A 1,106-nucleotide genomic window follows, 5' to 3' on the forward strand; every position below is an offset into this window, starting at 1 on the left:
GAGATCCTGAAGCTGGCCAGCGCGTTTTTCGCCCAGGCGGAGCTCGACCGCCGGCTCAAGTCCTGAAGGCCTTCGTCGATGAGCATCGAGATGCCTTCGGGGTCGAGCCGATCTGCCAAGTCTTGCAGATTGCCCCGTCATGCTATCGGCGCCATGCCGCACGGCTTCGCGATCCGTCGCGACGCAGCGCCCGTGCAATTCGTGATGAACGTCTGCGGCCCGAAATCAAGCGGGTCTGGGAGGGCAACATGCAGGTCTATGGTGCGGACAAAGTCTGGAAACAGATGAATCGGGAAGGCATGGCGGTGGCGCGCTGCACGGTCGAACGGTTGATGAAACAGATTGGCCTGGAGGGGGTGCGTCGAGGCAAGAAGAAGCGCACCACGGTGGCAGACGACTCGGCGCCGTGCCCGTTGGATCGCGTCAAGCGCCAGTTCCACGCAGCACAGCCCAACCAGTTGTGGGTCAGCGATTTCACGTACGTTTCGACTTGGCCGGGCTGGCTGTACGTGGCCTTCGTGATCGATGTGTTCGCCCGCAACATTGTTGGCTGGCGCGTCAGCACTTCGATGACCACGGACTTCGTTCTGGACGCTCTGGAACAAGCGCTTTACGCACGTCAGCCAAATGATGACAGGACGCTCATTCATCATTCTGACAGGGGGGCGCAATACGTCAGTATTCGCTATACCGAGCGTCTTTCGGAAGCCGGCATCGAACCGTCCGTCGGCAGCCGTGGCGACTCCTACGACAACGCCCTGGCTGAGACCATCAATGGCCTGTACAAGGCCGAACTGATCCACAAGCGTGGCCCTTGGAAAACCCGTGAGGCCGTGGAGCTTGCGACCTTGGAATGGGTGGCCTGGTTCAACAACCACCGCCTGATGGAAAGCCTCGGCTATATCCCACCGGCTGAAGCTGAGGCAAACTACTACCGGCAACTCAGCAGCACCGCTGTCGTGCCAGCATCAACTTAAACTACACAGCCTCCTCGAAACCCGGGGCGATTCAATCCACGCTATGCCCTGACGCGGGCGCGCGTGTCTGCACGGCGTAATACCCGGGGGCGGCCTCGCCTCTGCCCCCCGCTTCTGGCAGCAAAACCG

The 1,106-nt window shown here is 60.9% G+C and carries 1 pseudogene and 1 other annotated feature; the pseudogene reads left to right on the forward strand.

Annotated features, from left to right (window positions below):
- Positions 1 to 977 (forward strand): annotated as a pseudogene (locus A3A5_RS0123185) (IS3 family transposase); the annotation flags it as partial.
- Positions 21 to 137: a sequence feature (AL1L pseudoknot), on the forward strand. Its footprint overlaps the pseudogene before it by 117 nt.
- Positions 978 to 1,106: the final 129 nt, after the last annotated feature.

The organism is Cupriavidus sp. UYPR2.512 (assembly GCF_000379565.1).
Lineage (GTDB): Bacteria > Pseudomonadota > Gammaproteobacteria > Burkholderiales > Burkholderiaceae > Cupriavidus.